Source organism: Aquiflexum gelatinilyticum (assembly GCF_024813435.1).
Lineage (GTDB): Bacteria > Bacteroidota > Bacteroidia > Cytophagales > Cyclobacteriaceae > Cognataquiflexum > Cognataquiflexum gelatinilyticum.
In genome coordinates this window covers 176,385-195,971 of the sequence record NZ_JANAEZ010000007.1, presented here as the reverse complement: position 1 = coordinate 195,971, position 19,587 = coordinate 176,385, and the positions used below count along the sequence as shown (strand labels likewise).

Annotated in this window: 18 protein-coding genes; 13 read left to right on the top strand and 5 right to left on the bottom strand. The window is 41.2% G+C overall.

What is annotated here, in order from left to right:
- Positions 1-4 precede the first annotated feature (4 nt).
- From uvrC to porW, 3 genes are all read right to left on the bottom strand, one after another.
- Positions 5-1,843, bottom strand: a complete 1,839-nt coding sequence (gene uvrC / locus NK987_RS15855) for an excinuclease ABC subunit UvrC (protein WP_259264636.1) — start codon at positions 1,841-1,843, stop codon at positions 5-7.
- A 400-nt stretch (positions 1,844-2,243) separates the two neighbouring features.
- Positions 2,244-4,520: a penicillin-binding protein 1A gene (locus NK987_RS15850; protein ID WP_259264635.1), complete on the bottom strand. Its 2,277-nt coding sequence runs from the start codon at positions 4,518-4,520 to the stop codon at positions 2,244-2,246.
- 29 nt (positions 4,521-4,549) lie between these two features.
- Positions 4,550-7,183, bottom strand: a complete 2,634-nt coding sequence (gene porW, locus NK987_RS15845) for a type IX secretion system periplasmic lipoprotein PorW/SprE (protein WP_259264634.1) — start codon at positions 7,181-7,183, stop codon at positions 4,550-4,552.
- Between the two features lie 106 nt (positions 7,184-7,289).
- On the opposite strand from porW, the gene NK987_RS15840 reads away from it, so the two are divergent.
- The 10 genes from NK987_RS15840 (at position 7,290) to atpG (ending at position 14,267) form a co-directional block, all read left to right on the top strand.
- Positions 7,290-8,162 carry a M23 family metallopeptidase gene (locus tag NK987_RS15840; RefSeq protein WP_259264633.1) on the top strand — a complete coding sequence of 291 codons (873 nt, stop codon included), beginning with the start codon at positions 7,290-7,292 and terminating at the stop codon, positions 8,160-8,162.
- 2 nt (positions 8,163-8,164) lie between these two features.
- Positions 8,165-8,593, top strand: a complete 429-nt coding sequence (locus tag NK987_RS15835; RefSeq protein ID WP_258422168.1) for a bactofilin family protein — start codon at positions 8,165-8,167, stop codon at positions 8,591-8,593.
- Positions 8,553-8,813 (top strand): AtpZ/AtpI family protein, encoded by a 261-nt coding sequence (locus NK987_RS15830; RefSeq protein ID WP_258422169.1) that lies wholly within the window; start codon positions 8,553-8,555, stop codon positions 8,811-8,813. The genes NK987_RS15835 and NK987_RS15830 overlap by 41 nt, the downstream gene beginning before the upstream one ends.
- A gap of 24 nt (positions 8,814-8,837) precedes the next feature.
- The gene (locus tag NK987_RS15825; protein ID WP_259264632.1) at positions 8,838-9,224 is read left to right on the top strand and encodes a hypothetical protein; all 387 of its coding nucleotides are present in this window, start codon (positions 8,838-8,840) and stop codon (positions 9,222-9,224) included.
- An 18-nt stretch (positions 9,225-9,242) separates the two neighbouring features.
- Positions 9,243-10,268, top strand: coding sequence for a F0F1 ATP synthase subunit A (gene atpB / locus NK987_RS15820; protein ID WP_259264631.1), 1,026 nt, complete (start codon positions 9,243-9,245; stop codon positions 10,266-10,268).
- A gap of 38 nt (positions 10,269-10,306) precedes the next feature.
- A complete protein-coding gene (gene atpE / locus NK987_RS15815) occupies positions 10,307-10,561 on the top strand; it encodes an ATP synthase F0 subunit C (protein WP_241124829.1) in 255 nt (84 codons plus the stop codon).
- A gap of 83 nt (positions 10,562-10,644) precedes the next feature.
- On the top strand, positions 10,645-11,139 hold the full coding sequence (locus NK987_RS15810) for a F0F1 ATP synthase subunit B (protein WP_258422172.1): 495 nt from the start codon (positions 10,645-10,647) through the stop codon (positions 11,137-11,139).
- A 1-nt stretch (position 11,140) separates the two neighbouring features.
- Positions 11,141-11,701, top strand: coding sequence for an ATP synthase F1 subunit delta (gene atpH, locus NK987_RS15805; RefSeq protein WP_258422173.1), 561 nt, complete (start codon positions 11,141-11,143; stop codon positions 11,699-11,701).
- Between the two features lie 29 nt (positions 11,702-11,730).
- On the top strand, positions 11,731-13,311 hold the full coding sequence (gene atpA, locus NK987_RS15800; RefSeq protein WP_258422174.1) for a F0F1 ATP synthase subunit alpha: 1,581 nt from the start codon (positions 11,731-11,733) through the stop codon (positions 13,309-13,311).
- Positions 13,312-13,388: 77 nt separating this feature from the next.
- A complete protein-coding gene (gene atpG / locus NK987_RS15795; protein WP_258422175.1) occupies positions 13,389-14,267 on the top strand; it encodes an ATP synthase F1 subunit gamma in 879 nt (292 codons plus the stop codon).
- A 56-nt stretch (positions 14,268-14,323) separates the two neighbouring features.
- Here atpG and NK987_RS15790 read toward each other — a convergent pair whose 3' ends face one another.
- Positions 14,324-14,917, bottom strand: a complete 594-nt coding sequence (locus NK987_RS15790) for a methyltransferase family protein (protein WP_258422176.1) — start codon at positions 14,915-14,917, stop codon at positions 14,324-14,326.
- A 144-nt stretch (positions 14,918-15,061) separates the two neighbouring features.
- Here NK987_RS15790 and NK987_RS15785 point away from each other — a divergent pair, with 144 nt between their 5' ends.
- Positions 15,062-16,273: an NAD(P)-dependent oxidoreductase gene (locus NK987_RS15785; protein WP_258422177.1), complete on the top strand. Its 1,212-nt coding sequence runs from the start codon at positions 15,062-15,064 to the stop codon at positions 16,271-16,273.
- A 4-nt stretch (positions 16,274-16,277) separates the two neighbouring features.
- Complete coding sequence (gene deoC / locus NK987_RS15780) at positions 16,278-16,940, top strand: deoxyribose-phosphate aldolase (protein WP_259264630.1); 663 nt, start codon at positions 16,278-16,280, stop codon at positions 16,938-16,940.
- Positions 16,941-16,943: 3 nt separating this feature from the next.
- On the opposite strand, the gene NK987_RS15775 is transcribed toward deoC, so the two are convergent.
- On the bottom strand, positions 16,944-18,128 hold the full coding sequence (locus tag NK987_RS15775) for a Na/Pi symporter (RefSeq protein ID WP_259264629.1): 1,185 nt from the start codon (positions 18,126-18,128) through the stop codon (positions 16,944-16,946).
- 328 nt (positions 18,129-18,456) lie between these two features.
- Between NK987_RS15775 and NK987_RS15770 the strand changes: the two genes are divergently transcribed.
- Positions 18,457-19,587: a hypothetical protein gene (locus NK987_RS15770; RefSeq protein WP_259264628.1), complete on the top strand. Its 1,131-nt coding sequence runs from the start codon at positions 18,457-18,459 to the stop codon at positions 19,585-19,587.

The window sequence follows — 19,587 nt, the reverse complement described above, 5'->3', positions numbered from 1 at the left end:
ACTACTAGTCACCTGTGGAGCTTGACTCCCTCTCATCAATTTGATCCCCCTCCGGCCTCACCGCCAAAAAAACCTTCTCGGCTTTGTCTTTTCCAACGACTTCCACAAGTGCTTCAATATTGGCTTCCTGGATTTTTTTGAAGGATCGGAAATGCTTCAGGAGTTTGTTGGCGGTGTTTTCGCCGATGCCTTCGATGTCGGTCAACTTGGTGTTGAAGGCGTTTTTGCTGCGGACCTGACGGTGGAAGGTGATCGCAAAGCGGTGTGCCTCGTCCCGGATTTTTTGGATCAGACGCAGGGATTCGGATTTTTTGTCGATATGCAGCGGGTAGTTGTCTTCGGGAAAGTAGATTTCCTCCAGCCTCTTGGCAATCCCGATGATCGGCACCTGACCATAGATGCCGAGTTCCTTCAGCGCCTCCACAGCGGAAGACAGTTGTCCCTTTCCCCCATCGACGACGATCAGGTTGGGAAGTGGTTTTGCTTCCTCGAGGATGCGCTCATACCGTCTGCCCACGATTTCCTTCATGCTCGCAAAGTCATTGGGCCCGGTGACAGTCTTGATATGGAAGTGTCGGTATTCTTTGTTGGCGGGCTTTCCGTTGATAAAGCAGACCATGCTTGCCACAGGGTTGGTGCCTTGGATATTGGAGTTGTCAAAGCACTCGATGTGGATGGGTAGTTCCTTGAGAGAAAGGTCGGATTGAAGCTGCCGGAGCACGCGGTTCTTTTTGTCTTGTACTTCACCTGAAGCCAAAAGCTTTTCCTTTTTGTAGTACTTGGCGTTTTTGAGGGAGAGTTCTACGAGTTTCTTTTTGTCCCCGATTTTTGGGACGGCAAAGTTAAGTCCTTCAAATTCCTCTTCGAGGGGAATATTGGCGATAATTTCCAGTGACTCGGAGTTGAATTGATCCCGGAGGCGGATGATGGCTGTCAGAAGCAGTTCTCCGTCGGTTTCGTCCAGTTTCTTTTTGAGTTCGACGGTTTTAGTAAGGATGACAGCGCCGTTTTTGATTTTGAGGAAGTTGACATAGGCAGATTTTTCATCCGACTCTATCCCAAAGACATCGAGGTCGTGGATGGCCGGATTGGCTACCATGGATTTGGCCTGGTATTTTTCGAGGAGTTCGAGTTTGTTTTTGAAATAATGTGCCCGCTCAAAAGCCAAGCCTTCAGCAGCCTCCTGCATTTTCTTTTTGAAGTGGATCTTGGGCACGCCTAGATTTCCCTTGAGGATATGCTTGGCCTGTTCGATCTCTTTGTAATAATCGGGTTCGTTCTGCAAGCCTTCACAGGGTCCAAGGCAATTGCCGATATGGTATTCCAGGCAGACTTTGTACTTCTTTTCTTTGATCTTGGGTGGACTCAGGTCGAGGCGGCAGGTACGGATGGTAAAGATGCTGCGGATCAGTTCGAGGACATTGTTCATGCCCTTGACACTGGCAAAAGGTCCGAAGTACGTTCCCCTTCCGGTGATCATTCTCCTTGTGGGAAATAAGCGGGGAAAAGGTTCATTGGTCAGCAGGAGGTAAGGATAAGTCTTGTCATCCTTGAGCATGATGTTGTACTTGGGCTGGATCTTTTTGATCAGGTTATTTTCCAGCAGCAGGGCATCAAACTCGGTGTCTACGATGGTGATTTCGATCTTTCGGATCTCCTTCACCATTCTTTTGGTTTTGTAATTGATGCCGAGGGTTTTGACAAAATAGCTAGCCACACGTTTCTTTAGGCTCTTGGCTTTACCTACATAGATGAGTTCATTTTCGGCATTGAAATACTTGTACACCCCCGGAAGATCCGGAAGGGAATGGTAGTCTTCGACGCTGTAAGAGGATGCCTGCATGGGTGCAAATATAAAAAAAACAGCCCTGTGAAAGGCTGTCTTGAGGTCTTGGTTTTGGTTTTCTTTACAGTTTTAATTGTCCATAGTCCACGGTCGACAGTCCAAAGCCACTGCAAAGGATTTTCAATCTCTATTTTTTTCCAATTCAATGCTTATGTATTTCCAAAATACAAAGCTCAATATTTCAACCCCTTTTGGGTTTGTATGTTTATAAACATCCGTTTGTCTATAAATATGCGACTCCTTCGGAGTCGAACATTTTTAAACCAAACAATTTAAAGAGAACATGCATAAACCGCTTTTCCATTGGTTATATGCTTGAAGTTCATTTAAGCCTGCTATGGACTGTCGACTGTGGACTGTCGACTTTCAGCTATGGACTGTGGTCTGTCGACTTTTTTTAAAAATCATTCTTCTTCTGGTCGTATTCAAAATCCGTGAACCGGCTGTTTTCCAATTCGTATTTGTCACAATCGATCTCGATGCTGAGTGGTCTTTCAGGTCTTGGGAAGGGGCCTTTGGTATAGCCCAAAGACTGGTCTGCATAGACTTTTGCCATGTACTTGACCCAAATCGGTCTCGCCGTCTGACCACCTTGGCCGCTGACCCAACTTCTGAAGTGGATCGCCCTGTCGTCACCACCGACCCAAGCACCGGACACAAGGTCCTTGCTCATGCCTATGTACCAACCATCAGAAGCGTTTTGTGTTGTCCCGGTCTTGCCGGCAAGTTCATTGCCATCTCCTCTGATTGTCCAAGAAACACCCTGAGACGTTCCTCTTGATTCCTCAAAACCTCCACGGAGCATGTATACCATCAAGTAAGCGTGTTCTTCGCTCATGGCAGGTTTTTTCTTAGGGGTAAATTGCTGTAAAAGGTTACCGTTTTTATCCTCAATCCTGTCAATGTAAAATGGTGTGATATGTTCTCCTTTGTTGACAAAAGTGCCCATGGCTCCTACCATTTCATATACCGATACATCGGATGTACCTAAGGAAAGTGCAGGGACTTCTTCAAGGTCTGATGTGATACCAAGGCGGTGTGCGGTTTCTACCACTACTTTTGGTCCCAGTTTCTTCATCATAAATGCCGTAACCGAGTTGATAGACTGAGCCATCGCGAGACGGATTGTCATCTTTTCGTAGGAGAATTTCCCATCAGCATTGTTTGGACTCCAGGTAGGTTGCCCCGGGGTGTTGATTTCCACAGGCTGATCTACTACAGTGTAGCATGGACTGTAGCCGTTTTCGATAGCTGCAGCATAGACAAAAGCCTTGAAGGTTGAACCCGGCTGTCTTTTGCTTTGCTTCACATGGTCAAATTTGAAATATTTGTGGTTGATGCCACCTACCCAAGCCTTGATATGCCCTGTATGCGGATCCATGGATACAAATCCGGTCTGAAGGTGTTTCTTGTAATGACTCATGGAATCCATGGTGCTCATCAGGGTATCGATTTCTCCCTTTTCCCATGAGAAAACCTTCATTTTCTTTTTCTCATTCAATTTGATATCAATTGAGTCGGCTCCGGCGCCATATCTTTTGACAAGATTGCGGTAAGCATCAGTCCGCTTGACGGCAGTTTCCAAAAAGTCCGGGATGACTCTTCCATCACTGTCAATCCAAGGAGCCCGGGTACCCATTTCCTTCTCAAACTTTTTCTGCAACTCACGCATGTGTTCGTCGACAGCTTCTTCTGCATACTGCTGCATGCGGCTGTCAATGGTGGTATAAATCCTGAGTCCATCCCCAAACAAATCATAAGGAGTTCCGTCAGATTTTAGGTTTTCTTTTGACCATTTGATCAGGTCTGCTTTGATTACTTCTCTGAAGTAGGTCGCCAAACCTTGGTTTTGGTTGCCGACTCGATAATCCAATTCGATAGGAAGTTTAGATAGGGAATCATATTCCGTCTCTGTCAGGTACTCGTACTTTTCCATCTGTCCCAAAACAGTATTCCTTCTTCTCAAGGAATTATCAGGATTAAAGACAGGGCTATAATAAGAAGGTGCTTTGAACAGGCCGACTAAAGTGGCTGATTCCTGGATATTGAGGTCGATTGGCTCTTTGTTGAAGAAGGTTTTTGCGGCGGTTTTTATCCCGTAGGCATTGCTGCCAAATTCAGAAGTATTGAGATACAAAGTCAGAATTTCTTCTTTGGTATAGGACTTTTCCAGCTTGGTTGCTACGATCCATTCTTTGGTTTTGATGATCAGCATCCTCAATCCGGGGATCCTGCTCAATATTCCCTGAGATTCAAGGTTTCTTGTTTTGAAAAGGTTTTTGGCAGTCTGCTGACTGAGTGTACTTCCTCCTCCTGCTCCCTGTTGCAGTATGATGGACTTAAATAATACCCGGCCCATACTGAGGAAATCAATGCCCGAATGGTCATTAAAACGGATATCCTCTGTTGCGATCAAGGCATTGACCAAATTTGGGGAAAGGTCTGTGTAGGCAACAGGACTTCTGTTTTCCCTAAAATAATTTCCCAGTAAAACGCCATCAGAAGAATACAATTCGGAAGCCAGTTCACTTTGGGGATTTTCCAGTTCTTTGAAATCAGGCAACTCACCGAAAAGTCCGAGGAAATTTCCACTTACTGCCCAGACAAACAAAACGAAACCCAAGAGTCCCGCTGCAAAAACCATCCAGATATATTTAATTATTTTTTGGGTCATCTATGATTTGGTATTGAATCAGTGATAGATTAATAATAGGTATTGTTGTAGAAACTTCTGTATTCGTCGAGGTTCTTTCTTTTGTTCAGTTCTTGGAAGTTTTCAATCGAAATCAGAAAACAATTGGCTTTGTCCTCATCCGTCATAGAGGCATTGTCGAATCCCTCTAGGAATTTCTCCCTATACTCAATTCCTTTTTGGGCAGAGATAAATGGACTTACAATGAATATCGTATTTTCCCTGCTTAAGTTCATGTTTCCTGTTCGCAGCCTTGAACCCTGGAAGTTCTCATTGTGGAATTTTTCAAGGTCAGCAAGGAGATTTTTGGACTCCCCTGATTTATCTGCATCCAAAACGATTACAAATATATGTGTTTGGTTAGGATTATTTTTGTAAGGTGACTCGGGTTCCGCTTCGGCTTCTTCTGCCACGCCTTCTTCGGCAACGGTTTCTTCCTCAGTTTGGGTTTCTGTTTCTTCAGATACTTCAGCTTCAGCTTGCTCTTCATCTACTTTAAAAGTACCAAGCATTTTTCTTGCCATTTCTGCAAGACCCTCATCTTCGGTAGTCTGTATATAATTTTCCAGCCTTTCCTGAAATCTCGATATTTCTTCAGTCTTGCCGGTGATCATGATGTCCAAAAGCAGCAGTCTGTCGGTGTTGGCTGTCAGGGGATGCGCTTCCAGTGTGGACCTTACGAGTGCCTTGGCGTCTGCATATTGACCGTTGTAGTATAACTCGTAGGCTTGCTTATAGCTGCGTGAAGACTCCAAGAAAGCCACATTGCCTGATGCCTGATCAGGATTATTAACCGACATAGTAAAGGGTGAATCAGGAAATTCCCTGTTGAGCCGCTGGGCAAAAATGTCAGTATTGCCTCCTGTTTCTTTGTTTGCTAGGTAAAGGATGTAATATGCCTCCGGTTTTTTGATGGTATTCGGATATTTGGTGATCAGGCTCTCGAGGTTTTCGATACTGATAGGTGGGTTTTTCAAATCAAAAAACAGGATTTTACCTAACTCAAAGTAGGAGCGCTCCAATTCCAGTTTCATTTCTTTGATCTGATCCGGATTGCTTGGGATTTTGGACAATAACTCTTCCTTTGAAGGTATCTGGGACAAGATTGGGTTTTCTTCTGTGCTGACCGAATCAGTGGGCGCAGTAGTCACCTCCACAGGTCTGGTGGATGAGGTTTGAAAATTTTGGCTAGTTCTTCTCCAATTATCCTGCAATGGCCTATTCCCCCAATTCCTGTTGAAGTCGATGGATCCTTGTTGGATGGCAAGAGAATTATCAAAATAAAAAGATTCTCCACTGCCTCCTCTGCCACCAAATGCCAACAGGTTATCAAATATGCCAGTGGCTTTTTTGTCCTCTTTGGCTGCTGCTTCACTCAGCAGGCGCTCTTCTTCCTGCTTGATGAAATTTTCTGCTATCAGCGTCTGTGCTTCAAGACTCAGGTCAGCAAGAAGAAGCAGGCTATCATTTTTGGTGACGATATCATAATGAAAAACATATTTGTCCAAGATCTCTTTTCTGTCGGTGATGTCATCAAAAAGTGGATCAGTTGGACGGAAATTTACCAAAGCACTGTCGAGATAAAACTTTGCTGCCCTGAAATCATTTTTTTTATCAAAATTGATCATGGCGAGTTTTTCATAGATGTAGCCTTTTTGGATGGGATTTTGACTATCCTCCTTGGCGGCTCTGATCAAAAGCTTTTCTGCAGCTTCGATTTCTCCCTGCTTCAACTCAAAATTTGCTTTTTCAAAAAGGATGACATCTTTCAGATCCTTGTTTTTGCTGTCTTTGTAAAGCCCGTCAAAATAATTCCTGACTTTGTCTATATCCTTGGTTTGATTCAGTTCTGCTACTTGCTGGGCATAAAGCTGTGCAAAGAAAGCCCTTTCATAAGGGGGATTACCCTTGCCGGATTTCAGGTAATAATCATAAGCCAAAGCATCGATACCTTCCCTTTGGTAGAGTTGGCCAAGAATGAAATTGATCCGGGATTTCTCTTTTTTATCCTTGGTATAACTGAGGGATTTATCCAAGGCTCCGATTTTTCCATTCAGTTCCCCTCTTTTGTGATAGTAATAAGCGAGGGTTTTGTAGAGTTGGAATTTATTTTCAGCACTGATCCCGGATTCTTTGGATAGAAAATCGATCACATAGGCGGCATCGTCAAAATTATCCAAGTCAGTAAACAGCCTCATCAGCTGGATCAGACTTTTATGGCGGATGTCTTTTTTCTTGCCGTTGACATTGAGGTATTTGAAGGTATTGGAAGCATCGTCGAATTTGGCTTCATAATAATCTGCCATTCCGATCAAAAAATAGCTTGGACCTACCCATTTTGAAATTCTGTGCCAATCGACTGCTTTGGAGGAAAAGGACCTCACCTCCTCAAGCAATTCTTCATTTGAATCTATAAATGCACTGTCAATCGTATAAAATACCGGTAATACCTGACTGAAATCTTCCCTGTGGTTATTGGCAATACCGGTTTCAAGCTCCCGGATTTTGGCATCAGCATAATAATAGGCGTTGTATTTGGCCGTTGTATTATGAAACAACCTGTTGGTGAATGTATTCTTTTCAGAAGAACATGACAGTAGTCCCAAAGAAAAAAGAAACAAAATAAAGAAAATGAATTTATTCATGTTGAGCCAAAGGCTTAGAACGTCGAAATTACTTGAATTGGTGTAAATTAATAAACGCTTCGGAATAATATTATATTTTTACGGCTTTCATACAAAAGATAGAAGATTGAGTTTAAGAGCTAAAATAAGAAACTGGCTGACAGAGAAGTTTCTCATTGTCATTCGAAAAAAGCAGGATTTTTCTGTTTTGGGATCTTTCAATGTTTCATTTTCAAGGATTATTATCATGGGCGTTCTTTCCCTTTCCGTGATTTTTTTTATTTCCCTGGTATTGACGAGGACAATTCTAAGGCAGTGGTTTGATCCAGTATATATGGAAACCGAAAATACAGCCAAAATCCTGATGTTATCAGATATTGTGGATTCTCTGTCTGTGGCAGTCAGTCAGAAAGATGCCTACCTTGCCAATATACAAGGGATCATCAGCGGGAATGGTGTGCTTGACAAAGGGGTTTTGGAAGATTCTTCCGCCAACAAACCCGATTCAGGCAATTCCAAGGCAGCCGATTTTCGGCCGAGTAAAGCAACCTTGAGTATTCTTGATGAATTTAAAAGCACCCCTGTTGAATACTCAAATCCAATGGAGATTTCTGGGAATTCATTTGCCGAGGCATTTTTCTTTACTCCTATCAAAGGTGTGTTGACGGCTGTTTTTGCACCTCAGGAAGACCATTTTGGGGTGGATATAGTGGCAAAAGAAAATGAACCAGTCAAAGCCATTGCAGACGGAACCGTCATATTGGCCTCGTGGACACTGGATACAGGATACATTCTGAGTATCCAACATTCAAATGAATTGATTTCTATATATAAACATAATTCGGTAATATTGAAAAAAGTAGGGGAAATTGTCCGTGCCGGAGAAATCATCTCGATCATCGGAAATACCGGAGAACTTACCACCGGGCAGCACCTTCATTTCGAGTTATGGTATAAAGGTTCCCCTCTCAATCCTCAGGAATTTATTACTTTTGATTAGCTATGTTCAACAACAAGACAGAAGAAAAAAAATCGGTAGCCGACATGGTCAGTTCTACAAACGTTATTTCCAGAGAAACCAAAATTACGGGAGATATCTCTGCGGCAGGAAATATTAGGATTGAAGGTCAGCTTGAAGGTTTGGTAGAGTCCAAGACCAAAATAGTGGTAGGTGACTCTGCTTTGATCAAAGGAAACATCACTGCCCCTGAGGCTGAAATTTCGGGAAAAATAGACGGTGAAGTGTTTATCTCAGGTACCCTTTACCTTACCAAGACAGCAATTATCAACGGCAATATCACCACGCAGAAACTCATTGTGGAAAATGGCGCTGTTTTCAATGGAAAATGCCAAATGGTAGCCAAAGGGATGGTCGTATCCAAAAACACAGATGCCGAAGATAAACCCCAAAAACAGTTACAGTCCATCTGATCCGCCTACCTATCTGAAATATATAGGCCTTTCTTTTCAACTTTTTGCAATTATTGGTGCGGGGACATGGTTTGGCTGGTATCTGCAGCAAAAAAGTGCCATAAAATTTCCTGTTTGGATATTGCTGTTTTGCCTGGTATCGGTGGTTATTTCTTTTTACCACCTATACGTGAACCTCAAAAACGATGATAAATCCGAAGGAAACCGTAAAAATAATTAGCTTTGCGGGCTCAAATCGGTTTCTATGAAGGCCATCAAAATTCTAACAGTAAAGCTGCTCCTTTTTTCACTTCTAATTGGGGGTATATTTTACGTCTTGCAGGAGTATATCAAACCCGAGTGGGTACATGAAAGCCTTTGGACGATTCTATCGTTTTTCGTTTTATTGACTTGGCTGACCGGAATGTTTACACATTATCTGTTAGAGATCAGCAAAGAAAATTCTGTCAATATCTTATTGGGAGCAATAGGTATTCGGTTTTTGGCAAGTACCGGTTTCGTTGCGATCATGCTGTTCCTCAGAGTTGAGAATTTAATTCTGTTTGTGGTCAATTTCTTTATCATTTATTTCTTTTACTTATTGTTTGATATCTACACGCTTCTAGCTAATTTGCGCCCAAATTCGAAGTAGGTACTAAAAACTCATTTGATGGTCCGTAAATTTCTTTGCCTAAGTATTTTATTGTCAATATTTTGGCTAGGTTTTTCAAATTCTGTACATGCAGCCGGAGACGGAGAAAGCAAGACAGGATTTATCCTTCCGCACGTTATGGACAATTATGAGTGGCATTTTGCTACTGTTGGCCATACACATGTCACCCTCCCTTTGCCGGTTATTATTTATTCCCCGGATCAGGGATTGGAATTCTTTTTATCATCGAATTTTCAGAACCATGAAACCCATAAATTCGGAAAAGATTATGGTGTAAACGGTTATTATATTGACGAAAATTACAAGCTGCATGCAGCAGATGAGTCTAGGACCTTCTATGATTTTTCGATCACAAAAAATGTAATGATGATGTTCATTGTCATTGCTGTTTTACTTTTTCTAATGCTCAATTCCGCAAAATTTTATAAAAGAAATCCTGGAACTGCACCAAAAGGTATCGCTTCTTTTATAGAGCCTATTGTCATATTTGTTAGAGACGAAATCGCACTTCCGAATATCGGCCACAAAAAATACCTGAAATTCACCCCATACCTATTGACGTTGTTTTTCTTCATTTGGGTTGGAAACATCCTCGGCCTCTTCCCTGAAGCAGCCAATTTCACAGGAAACATCGCTTTGACATTTACGCTTGCCATATTCACATTTATCATTACCAATGTCAATGGAAATAAGGACTATTGGAAGCACGTATTTGCTACTCCGGGGGTACCTGTTCCATTATTGTTGATCATCGTTCCGGTCGAAATCATCGGTCTGTTCACCAAGCCTTTTGCCTTGATGGTCCGATTGTTTGTGGCGATTACAGCAGGTCACATTGTAATCCTGAGTTTCATCGCTTTGATATTTGTATTCGAATCAATGGCAGTAGGCGTGGCAAGTACTATCATGGTTGTATTTATCAACTTTATTGAAATCTTGGTAGCAACCATTCAGGCTTATGTATTTACCCTCTTCTCAGCCATGTACATTGGCTTGGCGGTGGCAGAACATGACCATCATTAATCAGTAATTACTTTGTTCAATTTATAAATCAAACACGTATGTTAACTTCAATCTTATTAACTGCCGGATTTGCACTTATGGGTGCTGGTATCGGTGCTGGAATTGTTGCAATTGGCGCAGGTCTAGGTATCGGTAGAATCGGTGGACAAGCCATGGAGGGCATTGCCCGTCAGCCTGAAGCAGCTGGAAAAATCCAGACTGCCATGTTGATCATCGCGGCTCTTATTGAGGTGGTTTCCTTGTTTGCGGTAGTAGTTTGTCTACTTATTGCTTTGGGAGAATACACTTTCTAAAAAAGTTTGGGGATTGGCGCTAGGCCAATCCCTTCCTTTTGATTAATTGAACAAGTTTTGTTATTCATATAAATTAACATCATATGGGACTTATTACACCTGGATTGGGATTGATATTCTGGTCAGCACTTGGATTTTTGATCGTATTATTTCTTCTCACAAAATATGCATGGAAGCCCATACTCGCTGCATTGGACGAAAGGGAAAAAAGCATTGATGATGCACTTAAGTCAGCTGAAATAGCCAGAAACGAAATGGCTAACCTAAAGGCTGAAAACGAGAGAATCATCCATGAAGCCAAAATTGAGAGAGACACCATGCTCCACAAAGCATCGGAGGCAGCCAAGCAAATGATTGATGAGGCCAAAGAAAAAGCACATCTTGAAGGAGCAAAAATGATCGAGAATGCTAAGGCAACTATAGAAACCGAAAAGCAGGCAGCTATCGAAGATATCAAAGTACAGGTAGGAATCCTCTCCTTGGCAGTGGCGGAAAAATTATTGAAGAAAAATTTCTCCGAAGATGCTGCCCAACAAAAGTTGGTTGAAGAATTGGTAAAAGACATCAAGCTAAACTAATATGTCAAACATAAAAGTTGCCTCCCGATATGCAAGTTCTCTTCTCGACCTTTCGGTGGAGAAGAATGCGCTTGAGGCAGTTATCGGAGACATGAAAATGCTGCTTTCAATTGCAGAGCAGAATAGAGACCTTGGACTTACATTAAAAAGTCCAATCGTCACCTATGACAAGAAATTCAATATCCTTAAGGCATTGTTTGGCAAAACTGCCAATGAAATCACAATGAGCTTTTTTGATCTCGTTACACGCAAAAACAGGTCAAATGTATTGATTCCCACTGCACAGGAATTTCTCAGGCAATATAATGAATACAAAGGCATACAGGTAGCTGAGGTTACTGTGACTCTGCCTTTGACAGAAAAACTGAAAAAAGAAATCATTGAAATTGTAAAAGAGATCTCTGGACTTCAAAAAGTTGAGCTTGTTGAGAAAATCGACAAAAGCCTTATCGGAGGATTTGTTCTCAAAGTCAATGATAAGTTATGGGATGATTCTATCAGCGGAAAACTGAGAAAAGCAAGGATGAAATTTGCCCAAAGGTATTTCGTGAAACTATTTTAAAATCAAAGAAAACATTTAATAAAAATATAATGGCACAAATAAGACCTGATGAAGTTTCGGCTATTTTGAGAGAGCAACTCTCAAACGCCAAGACTGATACTGAACTTGAAGAAGTGGGAACCGTCCTCCAAGTAGGTGATGGGGTAGCCCGGATTTATGGACTAACCAAAGCTCAGGCCGGTGAATTATTGGAATTTGACAACGGTCTTAAGGCAATGGTCCTCAACCTAGAGGAAGACAATGTCGGTGCTGTACTTTTCGGTGATTCCAAACTTGTCAAAGAAGGTGACAATGTAAAAAGAACCAAAAAGATCGCCTCAATTAAAGTTGGCGATGGCATGTTGGGCCGTGTAGTAGATACTTTGGGTAATCCTATCGATGGCAAAGGTCCATTGACAGGGGAACTTTATGAAATGCCTTTGGAGCGTAAAGCGCCGGGTGTAATCTACCGTCAGCCAGTAAACGAACCGCTTCAGACAGGTATCAAGGCTATTGACTCCATGATTCCAATCGGAAGAGGTCAGCGTGAATTGATCATCGGTGACCGTCAGACAGGAAAGACCGCTGTGGCTATCGATACAATTCTAAACCAAAAAGAATATTACGAAAAAGGAGAACCTGTATATTGTATCTATGTGGCGATCGGACAGAAAGCCTCTACTGTAGCAGGTATTGTTTCAGCTCTGGAAAAAGGCGGAGCACTTCCATATTCAGTGGTGGTATCTGCCGCAGCTTCTGATCCTGCTCCGATGCAGTTCTTTGCTCCATTTACAGGTGCATGTATCGGTGAGTTTATCAGAGATACCGGGCGTCCTGCATTGATTATTTATGATGATTTGTCTAAGCAGGCTGTAGCTTACAGGGAAGTATCTTTGCTTCTTAGAAGACCTCCGGGACGTGAAGCATATCCAGGTGATGTATTCTACCTTCACTCCAGACTTCTTGAGAGAGCTGCCAAAATCAACAACTCTGATCAGATTGCACGTCAGATGAACGACCTTCCCGAATCCATCAAGCATTTGGTGAAAGGTGGCGGTTCATTGACAGCACTTCCGATCATCGAAACACAGGCAGGTGACGTGTCTGCTTATATCCCTACCAACGTGATCTCGATCACGGATGGACAGATTTTCTTGGAATCCAACCTATTCAACTCCGGTATCCGTCCTGCGATCAACGTAGGTATCTCGGTATCAAGGGTGGGTGGTAACGCACAGATCAAATCCATGAAAAAAGTTGCAGGTACATTGAAGCTCGACCAAGCTCAATTCCGTGAATTGGAAGCCTTCTCTAAATTTGGATCCGACCTTGATGCAAGTACCAAAAGAACCATCGAGAGGGGTAGAAGAAACCAGGAAATCCTGAAGCAACCACAATATGCACCGGTTCCTGTTGAACTTCAGGTAGCAATCATTTATGTGTCTACCAAAGGATTTATGGATTCTATCGCTCCTGAAAATGCAAGACAGTTTGAAAGAGAATTCTACAACCTGTTGAAGAGCAGCCATCCTGAAGCATTGGAACTCATCCTGAAAAATGACATTGATGCTGCAGGTAAAATCCTTGAGCGTGCAGCAAAAGATTTGTCTGCAAAATTTGCAAAATTATAATTGATTAAATAAGGGCAGGAAGTAATCACGTTGTTTACTTCCTGCTTTCAAACTTTCTTTTTTCACAGAAGAATAATATGGCCAATCTTAAGGAAGTAAAGCAAAGGATCACCTCAGTCAGCTCCACACAGCAGATCACCAAGGCCATGAAAATGGTCGCTGCAGCCAAGCTTAGAAGGGCTCAGGATAGGATCATCAAAATGCGTCCCTACTCCCAAAAATTAACCTCCATTTTGAATGAAGTAGTTTCGGCAATGGGTGGAGAATTGGAAATTGCATATGCAGAGCAAAGACAAGTGCAGAATGTCCTGATCGTACCGATGACTTCTGATAAGGGTTTGTGCGGCGCCTTTAACTCCAATATCATGAAGGCTACCGTTAGCCTAATCGACAAAGAATACAAATCAAAAAATGTCACCATTCTTCCTTTGGGAAAGAAAGCCTTTGAATATTTTACCAGAAGATCTTATACCACCAAAACCGATTTCTACGAAATTTTTGCTGATGTCAAATATGACGAAGTAAGGGTCATAGCAGAATATGCGATGAATGGTTTTCTATCAAAACAATTTGATAAAGTTGTTTTGGTGTACAACCATTTTAGAAACGTAGCCACCCAAGATATTCAGGTGGAACAGTTTCTTCCAATGGGAGGGGTGAAAGATTTGACTACCAAAGATAAACCAACTTCAACGGATTATATTTTGGAGCCTTCAAAAGAATATGTCATTAGGGATTTGGTTCCTACGGCATTGAAAACACAGTTTTACAAGGCTGTCTTAGATAGCAATGCCTCTGAACATGGTGCAAGGATGACTTCTATGGACAAAGCAACCGAAAACGCCAATGAGTTATTAAAGGAATTGAAGTTGATGTACAATAGAAACCGTCAGGCAGCCATTACAAATGAAATCCTTGAAATCGTAGCAGGTGCAAACGCGCTTGAAGGAAGTTAAAATAGCTAACAATAATACCCATATTGAAGCCACCAAATAGGTGGCTTTTTTTATTTCTATACTTTCTTCTTTTTTAAGGGAATCAATGCTGAGACCTCATCTTGATATCGCTTGTACTTTGATCCATAGATTTCAATAAGTTTCTTTTCTTCAAAGTAAATCCCAAAGGGCAGGTACATGACCAACATGCCAAAATGAACTGCCGAACTCAGTGTTGGCTCAAAAAAGAAAAAACCCAAGAAGATGAGCAAAGTGCCGGAGTAAATCGGATGTCTGACATAAGAATGGATCCCAGAGGAGACAAATTCTTCAATTTGGACCAAATCATCGTGCGGATTTATTCCAATAAACTCTGATTTACTGAAAGCCTTAAAAGACTTCACCACGATGATGGTACCAAAACTCGCAAGCATATAGCCAATATAAGTTAGGGCAGAGGTTTTGACAAGAAGGTCAGTTTGGTCAAAGGAAGTACCAAAAGCCAGGATACCAAAAATAAATACTGTAGAAAAAACAGAATACAGCAATCGGTACCATATGTAAAGCCTTCCCATCCATCCTTTGATTTTTCTTTTTATATTCAGGCTTGCAAGCAGAGAATGAAGATAATAAAACAAAACCCAAAGGATAACCAAAATCAGATAAGGCATGACATCAACTTTTTTTACGAATATCCCATTTCTATTGACAAAAAGAAACATCTTCCCGGCAGGGTATAAAGAATTGTATGAATCAAAACATCAATTTCATATTTGTCAAAACAAATAACCATTGGACAATAAAATCCTGATTTCATGAAGATAGGTTTAATCAAAGAGGGAAAAGTGCCAACTGACAGAAGGGTCCCTTTTACCCCAAAACAGCTGTCATATTTATCCGAATTATACAGAGATTCACTTTCATTTTATGTCGAGTCCAGTCCGTTGAGGTGCTTTTCTGATGATGAATATATTCAGGAAGGAATTGAAGTGGTAGATGATATTTCATTTTGCGATTTACTGATGGGGGTCAAAGAAGTGCCTGTTTCACAATTGATTCCCAATAAATCGTATATCTTCTTTTCCCATACCATTAAAGAACAACCCCATAACAGAAAACTACTTCAGTCAATCCTGGAAAAAAACATCACCTTAATGGACTACGAAGTCCTAAAAGATGAAAATGGAAACCGAACAGTTGCTTTTGGACATTGGGCAGGAATCGTAGGAGCATACAATGGCTTGTGGACATACGGCAAAAAATCAGGGCTCTTTGATTTAAAAAGGGCTTTGGACTGCTTTGATAAGGAAGAACTGGAACAAGAATTGGTCAAAGTGGTATTGCCCCCCATAAAAATAGTAGTGACAGGAACAGGGAGAGTTGGAAAAGGAGTAGTAGAGGTCTTGGAACACATAGGAATAAAGGAGGTCGGGACCAAGGAATTGTTATTGCAATATTTTGACGAACCGGTATTTACTGTGCTTTCCACAGAGGAATATTATAGGAGAAAGACTGATGGAGGGTATGAGAGGCAAGAGTTTTATTCCCATCCTGAAAAATACGAAAGCCATTTTTTGAAATATACCGAAGTGAGCGACATCCTGATGGCTGCTGCATATTGGGATCCAAAGGCGCCAAAGCTATTTAAAATGGAGGATATCAGCTCAGAGGAATTCAGTATCTCGGTAATTGCAGACATTACCTGTGACATTGATGGATCTATCCCGACCACTATAAAAACAAGCAGCATCCTAAATCCAATCTATGATATCGACAGGGAAAGCTTTGAAGTGTTGCCGGCGTTTGGAAAACAGACTAGCATCTCGGTCATGGCCATCGACAATTTACCTACTGAACTCCCAAGAAATGCTTCCGAGGATTTTGGAAGCCAACTTATCCAACACTTGATTCCAGAATTATTGAAGGAAGAATCAAAGACCTTGGACAAAGCCACTATTGCTAAGGAAGGAGACCTGACAATTGAATTTATTTTTTTGAATGATTATGTAAATGCACCAGAAGATTGAGCAAATGAGCAACATTAAGATTGAAAAATATATAGAACAAACTGTTTTAAAAGCCCAAACAGTGGATGCTGACATAGAAAACATTGTCAAAGAAGCCAAGGAATTTGGGTTTGTAGGCGTATGTGTACCTCCTTTTTGGGTAAAAAAGGCAAAAAGGGAAATTGGTGATGCTGACATCCAATTGGTCTCTGTTGTGGGTTTTCCTCTCGGGTATAACCTTACCGAAACAAAAATAATTGAAACCGAGCAGCTCATAAAAATGGGGGCAGATGAAATCGATGTAGTTTGGTCTCTCACAGCCTTTAAAGCAGGAATGAACTGGCCAAAGATAGAACTTTCAAAACTCTCACAACTATGTCATGAACAAGAAAGGATATTGAAAGTAATCTTGGAAACAGCTTATCTCAGCGATTCGGAGATCATTCAAGCCTGTGAAATATGTGCAGATGCCGGCGTAGATTATGTAAAAACCTCCACAGGATTCGCACCGGAAGGAGCCAAAGAAAACCATATCAAGCTAATGCGGGAAAATCTTCCCAGTACAGTTGGAATAAAAGCTAGCGGAGGCATCAAAACCTTAGAGCAGGCATTGGGTTTAATCCGGGCAGGCGCAGACAGAATAGGAACAAGCTCCGGGGTTCAAATCGTCAAATCAGCTATGAAATAATTTTCAATACCCAGCTTCCGAAGAGATTTCTGTTTGGGGTGGAAGATTTGGGTTTTGATTTTGGTTTGCCTTACCCTCATCCTTATTCAGGTAAATCAAAATAAAGGGAATGATGAAAAAAGTAAGCAGGATATAAGCAAATCCAACAAATTTCCTTTTGACGGACTGATCGCCCAGAAAAGTCGCCAGTTTCACAGGAATGTTCCGAAGCCCTGGAAAAGGTAAAAACACCAGCGCTCCAAAAAAATTGAACAGGATGTGGACAATAGCTATGCTGATCGCTGCCTCAGTCTTATAAAGCGAGGCAATGACAGCTGTAATAGTAGTGCCAAGGTTCGCCCCAATAATAAAAGGAAAGACTTTTGATAAAGATACTTTCCTGTTTGCCACTGCAGGAACAATCAATGAAGTGGTAACAGTGCTTGATTGGACTGCGGCGGTAAAAAACAAACCATACAAGAACGATACATATGGAAATTTGAACATCTGTCGGCTCACTTTTTCAAAATTGGTTGAAATAAAAGTCCTAAATACAGTGTCTGAAAGGAATTTAATAGAAAAAAATACCAGAATTATCGACAAGATCAAACCCATAATCGGACTGTTGAGGAAGTCTACCAGCCATGAAGTCAATGGTCTGGTAAACAACACATTGTAAGTATACTCGCCTGCAAATTCAGTATTGGCATCAAAAAAAGTATTGGTGATAAACGCTGCCGATCTGCTCAAAAACCCAAGGTAAATTTCCAAAGGGAATAAAATCATTACGGTGAGGATATTAAAAATATCATGCACGACACCCGCTGTCAGTGCTCTCTTGAATTCACCCTTCTTCATGATGTATGAGAAAGCCACGAGGGTACTTGTCAAAGTGGTTCCAATATTGGCTCCCATCACCATAGGAACCGCCTGCATCAAAGTCAGGTTGCCCGAGGCGACCACAGCTACAATCATGGATGTCACCATTGAACTGCTTTGAACCAATGCTGTAATCAGCAATCCTACAAAAAGTCCTACAAATGGATTATTGGTCGCCTGAAAAAGTTCTTCAGCCAAGTTATTGTTTAACTTGACCATAGACATGGTCAGCAAATCAATAGAAAACATGAAAAGAACAAATGCCAACAGCATTTGAAAAATTATCAATCCCTTGTTGGACTTCTGACTAGCTTCCTTGAGTTCGGCCATTTATATAAAACCCCTCATTAAGGGGTTAATTCCCTTTAATTTAGGTGCAAAATAAAAGTAAAGCAAATTAATAAAGCGGGATTTAGGATGAATATTTTGTTAACATTAAATTTTTGAGAATCAAACCTTAGCCATTGGAAAAAAACACAGCTCATTTTGTTCTTTTGTCCTAAATAGGGTAATTTGAGTCTGAAATATGGCCCATTTTAAAAATTTAAAGGGGATATTCGATTTTTAAGTGAAGTTTGCCTTAACAATTTGTTAATATTGACTGCCAATAAACTTCTTTAAATTTGCACCGGAAAAAAATCTTTCACCCATATCCAACATGGCCAAGCTTAAAGACCAAAATATAAATCAGGATGCCCTATCCAAAGCAGCCTATTCACTTTTTGATTTTACTAAGAAAGAAAGAACATTTTTAGTCACGATCTGCATTTTGGTTTCAATAGCAGGTATTATTTCTCCTTATACTTATTGGGCAATGTGGTTTGGTTTTATCTTGGCGGCCTATTCTGCGATCGCCAACGACAGTATTCAGACCATCGGTACATTTATTGCGTCCAACCAAAATCGAAAATGGTATTGGCTTTGGCTATTTATGGGATTGATTTTTTTAGGAACAGTTACCTTCAGTTGGTTTACCTACAATGGAGATGTAAGTTACCAGCGATTAATGGTACCGGGATTGGAAAAAGCCCCGGAAAGTTTTGTCTTCCTCCAACTCGCAGCACCGATCGTACTTTTGGTAATGACCAGGTTGAGGATGCCCGTTTCCACTACTTTCTTGTTATTAAATGTTTTTACCTATAAGGCTGGCACAATCGTAGATGTGATGAAAAAATCCTTTATTGGATATATTCTTGCATTTACTTTGGCAATTATAGTGTGGTTTGTACTTGAAAAATTTGTAGAAACCTACCTGAAAGGAAAACCTAAGCCATATTGGGATGTCTTACAATGGATTACCTCAGGTATACTTTGGGGAGTTTGGATCATGCAAGATGCTGCCAATATTGCTGTTTTTCTTCCAAGGAGTCTGAATGTTTGGGAATTCGTAGCTTTTGCCGGCTTCATTTTCATAGGATTGGGATTCTTGTTTTACATGAAGGGTGACAGGATTCAATCTGTAGTCAATGAAAAAACCAGGGTTACTGATGTAAGGGCAGCCACCTTAGTGGACCTAGTGTATGCTATTATCTTATTCTATTTCAAAATGGCCAACAATATCCCGATGAGTACAACCTGGGTTTTCATTGGATTATTGGGAGGTAGAGAAATTGCCATTGCTTTGGCAAAATCCAAAAAACTCGAAAAAAGGAAATTGAATATCGTGCAGGCCTTGTACCTGACCAGAAAAGACCTTACCAAAGCAACCATAGGCCTGATTGTTTCATTGGTCATGGCATTGATCATCAATGAGGGTGTAAGAAATGAGGTGTTTGATTACTTCAGGTAA

Coding starts and splice junctions, on each gene's coding strand:
- NK987_RS15835 (WP_258422168.1), top strand. CDS start 8,165: ATGTTCAACAACAAGACAGAAGAAAAAAAATCGGTAGCCGACATGGTC.
- NK987_RS15830 (WP_258422169.1), top strand. CDS start 8,553: ATGCCGAAGATAAACCCCAAAAACAGTTACAGTCCATCTGATCCGCCT.
- atpE (WP_241124829.1), top strand. CDS start 10,307: ATGTTAACTTCAATCTTATTAACTGCCGGATTTGCACTTATGGGTGCT.
- atpA (WP_258422174.1), top strand. CDS start 11,731: ATGGCACAAATAAGACCTGATGAAGTTTCGGCTATTTTGAGAGAGCAA.
- porW (WP_259264634.1), bottom strand. CDS start 7,183: ATGAATAAATTCATTTTCTTTATTTTGTTTCTTTTTTCTTTGGGACTA.
- deoC (WP_259264630.1), top strand. CDS start 16,278: ATGAGCAACATTAAGATTGAAAAATATATAGAACAAACTGTTTTAAAA.
- NK987_RS15770 (WP_259264628.1), top strand. CDS start 18,457: ATGGCCAAGCTTAAAGACCAAAATATAAATCAGGATGCCCTATCCAAA.
- NK987_RS15790 (WP_258422176.1), bottom strand. CDS start 14,917: ATGCCTTATCTGATTTTGGTTATCCTTTGGGTTTTGTTTTATTATCTT.
- NK987_RS15850 (WP_259264635.1), bottom strand. CDS start 4,520: ATGACCCAAAAAATAATTAAATATATCTGGATGGTTTTTGCAGCGGGA.
- NK987_RS15785 (WP_258422177.1), top strand. CDS start 15,062: ATGAAGATAGGTTTAATCAAAGAGGGAAAAGTGCCAACTGACAGAAGG.
- atpB (WP_259264631.1), top strand. CDS start 9,243: ATGGTCCGTAAATTTCTTTGCCTAAGTATTTTATTGTCAATATTTTGG.
- atpH (WP_258422173.1), top strand. CDS start 11,141: ATGTCAAACATAAAAGTTGCCTCCCGATATGCAAGTTCTCTTCTCGAC.
- uvrC (WP_259264636.1), bottom strand. CDS start 1,843: ATGCAGGCATCCTCTTACAGCGTCGAAGACTACCATTCCCTTCCGGAT.
- NK987_RS15775 (WP_259264629.1), bottom strand. CDS start 18,128: ATGGCCGAACTCAAGGAAGCTAGTCAGAAGTCCAACAAGGGATTGATA.
- NK987_RS15810 (WP_258422172.1), top strand. CDS start 10,645: ATGGGACTTATTACACCTGGATTGGGATTGATATTCTGGTCAGCACTT.
- atpG (WP_258422175.1), top strand. CDS start 13,389: ATGGCCAATCTTAAGGAAGTAAAGCAAAGGATCACCTCAGTCAGCTCC.
- NK987_RS15825 (WP_259264632.1), top strand. CDS start 8,838: ATGAAGGCCATCAAAATTCTAACAGTAAAGCTGCTCCTTTTTTCACTT.